The organism is Jiangella rhizosphaerae (assembly GCF_003579925.1).
Taxonomy (GTDB): domain Bacteria; phylum Actinomycetota; class Actinomycetes; order Jiangellales; family Jiangellaceae; genus Jiangella; species Jiangella rhizosphaerae.
The window spans coordinates 1-3,668 of record NZ_QUAL01000302.1; the positions used below are offsets into that span (position 1 = coordinate 1).

The 3,668-nt window shown below is 76.7% G+C and carries 5 protein-coding genes; 2 read left to right on the top strand and 3 right to left on the bottom strand.

Annotation, left to right across the window (positions count from 1 at the left end; all coding sequences use genetic code 11):
• From DY240_RS23605 to DY240_RS23615, 3 genes are all read right to left on the bottom strand, one after another.
• The coding region (locus DY240_RS23605) for an alanine racemase (protein WP_233552851.1) at positions 1–216 on the bottom strand (216 nt) is incomplete at its 3' end.
• A gap of 13 nt (positions 217–229) precedes the next feature.
• Entirely contained in the window at positions 230–1,678 is a 1,449-nt protein-coding gene (locus DY240_RS23610; RefSeq protein WP_119662186.1) for an NAD(P)H-hydrate dehydratase, read from the bottom strand.
• Entirely contained in the window at positions 1,675–2,034 is a 360-nt protein-coding gene (locus DY240_RS23615) for a holo-ACP synthase (protein WP_119662189.1), read from the bottom strand. Before DY240_RS23615 ends, DY240_RS23610 begins: the two co-directional genes overlap by 4 nt.
• Before the next feature lie 76 nt (positions 2,035–2,110).
• On the opposite strand from DY240_RS23615, the gene DY240_RS23620 reads away from it, so the two are divergent.
• Positions 2,111–2,602 (top strand): GNAT family N-acetyltransferase, encoded by a 492-nt coding sequence (locus DY240_RS23620; protein ID WP_119662187.1) that lies wholly within the window; start codon positions 2,111–2,113, stop codon positions 2,600–2,602.
• 186 nt (positions 2,603–2,788) lie between these two features.
• Positions 2,789–3,394, top strand: coding sequence for a DUF2231 domain-containing protein (locus DY240_RS23625; RefSeq protein WP_147375480.1), 606 nt, complete (start codon positions 2,789–2,791; stop codon positions 3,392–3,394).
• Positions 3,395–3,668 lie beyond the last annotated feature (274 nt).

Here is a 3,668-nt window from a genome sequence, read left to right on the forward strand (position 1 = left end):
CAGCGTGGCGGTGCCCAGCCAGGCGGCGCCGCCGGCCCGGGCCGCGCGCGCCGCCGGCACCAGCCCGTGGCCGTACGCGTCGCCCTTCACGACCGCCATGACCTGCGCGGGAGCGGCACGGACGGCGAGCTCGGCGACGTTGTCGCGGATGGCGGCCAGGTCGACCCGCACCTCCGCGTGCGGCACGGGCCCGGGGCCGTACTGATCGGTCACCACGCCACCGATTCTGTCAGCCGCCGCCGACAGGGCCACGCAGGGACCGCAGCACGGCGGGCAGCTCGGCCAGGACGTCGCCGGCGCTCGGGTAGCCCGACGAGGCCGCCGCCCGGCGGCCGGCCAGGCCGTGCACGTAGGCGCCGACGCTCGCGGCGTCGAACGGCGACAACCCGCCGGCCAGCAGCGACCCGGCCAGCCCGGCCAGCACGTCGCCGGTCCCGGCGGAGGCCAGCGCCGACGTCCCCGTCGGGTTGACCCGCACCCGGCCGTCCGGCGCTGCCACCACCGTCGTCGACCCCTTGAGCAGCACGACGGCGTTCCACCGCCGCGCCGCCAGCCGCGCGGCATGCAGCCGGCGCGCCTCGACCTCGGCCCGCTCGACGCCGAGCAGCCGGGCCAGCTCGCCGGCGTGCGGCGTCAGCAGCGCCGGGCCGGTGAACCGCTCGGGCAGCCAGCGCAGGCCGTCGGCGTCGACCAGCACCGGGAGCCCGGCGCCCAGCGCCGCACGGACGTCGTCGCCGCGCCCGTCGCCCAGGCCGGAGCCGACGGTCCATGCCTGCACCCGCCCGACGCCGTCGGGCGACGGCCCGGCGATCGCTTCGGGCCAGCGCGACCGCACCTCGGTGGCGACGGCGTCCGGCCCGGCGTAGCGGACCATCCCGGCGCCGCCGTGCAGCGCGCCGCCGACCGCCAGCACCCCGGCGCCCGGGAACTGCCCGGAGCCGGCCAGCACGCCCACCACGCCGCGGGAGTACTTGTCCGACTCGCGCCCGGGGTCGGGCAGCAGCGCGGCGACGTCGGCGTCGTCGAGCACCGTCAGACGGGGCTCCGGCAGGTACGGCCCGAGCCCGATGTCGACCGGGTGCACGACGCCGGCGGCGGCCGCCGCGGGGTCGACGACCAGCGCGACCTTGCCGGTGCCGAACGTGACGGTGTGGTCGGCGACGACATGCGGGCCGGGCGTCTCACCGGTGTCGGGGGCGACGCCGCTGGGCAGGTCGACGGCGACGACGACGCCGGCGGTGCGGCCCGCGCCCAGCAGCCGCGCCAGCTCGGCCGCGTCGCCGCGTAGCCCGCCTCGTCCGCCGATGCCGAGCATGCCGTCGAGCACCAGGTCGGCCTCGGCCAGCGCGTCGGCGACGCCGGCCGGTTCCACGAGCCGGCCGCCCGCGGCCCGGAACGCCGCCAGGCCCTCGTCATGCGCCTTCTCCGGGTTCAGCAGGACGGCCTGCGCGTGCGCGCCGCGCCGGGCCAGCCGGGCGCCGGTCCAGAGGGCGTCGCCGCCGTTGTTGCCGGCGCCGGCCAGCACGACCACCCGCGCCCCGTAGACGCCGCCGAGCAGCCGGGCGCAGGCCGCCACCATTCCCGCCACCGCCCGCTGCATCAGAGCACCGTCGGGCAGCCGCGCCATCAGCGCCTCCTCGGCGGCGCGGATCTCCTCGACGGTGTGGACGGCGATCACCGGGAGGCTCCTTCCAGGACGACGATGGCCGACGCGACCCCCGCGTCGTGCGACAGCGACAGGTGCACCGTCTCGACGCGCAGCTGCTCGCAGCGGTCCTTGACCGACCCCCGCACCTCGAACCAGGGCCGGCCGTCGGCGTCGCTGACCACCTCGGCGTCGTGCCAGAGCAGGCCCTTCGGCGCGCCGAGCGCCTTGGCCAAGGCCTCCTTGGCGGCGAACCGGGCGGCCTGCGACGCGACGGACCGGCTCCGCTCGGCGGGGGTGAACACCCGCACCGCCAGCGCCGGCGTCCGCTCCAGCGTCTCGGCGAACCGCCGCACGTCGACGACGTCGATTCCCACGCCCACGATCACCTGCACCACCCTAGACCGGCGCCGGCGCCCGCCGTTCCGCATGCCGATACGGCGTGCTCGACCTACACTCGCGGCTATGGGCGAATTGACACTCGTGGGCGGATTGGCCGGCGAGCACGTCGTCCTGCGCCCTGTCGCCGCCGATGACGTGCCCATGCTGCTGCACATCATCAGCACGCCAGAGGTCAAGCAGTGGTGGGACCCGGACGGCCTCGGCGACGGCTGGCTCCTCGAGGACAGCTCGACGACGCGGTACACCATCCTGGCCGGTCGGCGCATCGCCGGGCTGATCCAGTACTGGGAGGTCGACAACCCGCGCGACCGCCACGCCGGCATCGAGATCCTGCTCGACCCCGACCTCCACGGCCGCGGCCTGGGCCGCGACGCCGTCGGCACGCTGGCCCGGCACCTGTTCGACGCGTGCGACCACCACCGCATCGTCGTCGAGACCGCGGCGACGAACGAGGTGGCGATCCGCTGCTACGCGGCGGTCGGCTTCCGCCCGGTCGGCATGCTCACCGGTCGGGACGGCTTCGTCATGGACCTGCTCTCCAGCGACTTCGCCTGACCGGCGCGACGGCCGCGGCGGCCGCTCCGACGGCCTCGCCACGCCGCGAGCAGCACGATGGCGAGCATCCGGGCGGTGACCGGGTGCGTCGGAACCCGCGCCGGGCGGCTGCGCAGGCCCCTGGGCGGGCACGCACGCCGCGCCGCGCGGACCGGTGACGACCGCGGAAACGGGTACGCCACGACGATGACCGACGACACTGCTCTCACGCCTCAGCACGACGACGCGGTCCGGGGCGGATCGCCGCCGTGGGCCGTCCGCCTCGCCCGGCGCCTCGAGGACGACCCCGCCGCCGACCGGTACGACGGGCCGTTGCGGGCGCTCTCCGGTGCGCTGCTGTCGTCCCCTTGGAGCCGGCGCCTGCTGCACGGCGACTGGCTGGGCCACGCCGTGCACCCGTTGCTGACCGACGTTCCGGTCGGCGCCTGGACGTCCGCGGCGCTGCTGGACCTCTCCGGCCGGAGCGAGCTGCGGCCGGCCGCACGGTTCCTCGTCGGGGCCGGTCTGGTCGCTGCCGTGCCGACCGCCGTGACGGGCGTCGCGGAATGGGGCCGGACGGAGGGAGGCACGCGCCGCGTCGGCGTGATCCACGCGGCGAGCAACACGACGGCGCTGGTCCTCTACTCGGGCTCGTTCGCCGCGCGACGTGCCGGACGGCACCGGCTCGGCGTGCTGCTCGGCCTCGGCGGTATCGCGGCAGCCAGTGCCGGCGGGTTCCTCGGCGGCCACCTCGCCATCGCCCGCAAGGTCGGGAGCCGCCACCCGGTCTTCGACCGCCCGGCCCCCGTCTGAGCCCGTCCGCCGGTCGTTCGGCCGGCCCGGCGGAATGAGGGCGGTCACGGTGGTGCCCGGGCAGGAGTTCGGTGCGAGGATGGAGGAACTGCGGGATGCCGGGCAGACCGGCCTGGTGCATCCGCCCACCCGCGGCGCCTACGACGAGCCGCTGGACCCGGACGACCCCGGGGGTGACCGATGACCACGTTCCTGGAGCGGACCGCCGCGGCCGGTGCCATCGCCCGGCCCAAGCGGAAGGGCAACGTGGTCGTCCGGTGGATCACCTCCACCG

What these genes read in the sequence shown, in the direction of transcription:
- DY240_RS23625 (WP_147375480.1), top strand. Translation starts at nt 2,789, where the DNA reads ATGACCGACGACACTGCTCTCACGCCTCAGCACGACGACGCGGTCCGG.
- DY240_RS23620 (WP_119662187.1), top strand. Translation starts at nt 2,111, where the DNA reads ATGGGCGAATTGACACTCGTGGGCGGATTGGCCGGCGAGCACGTCGTC.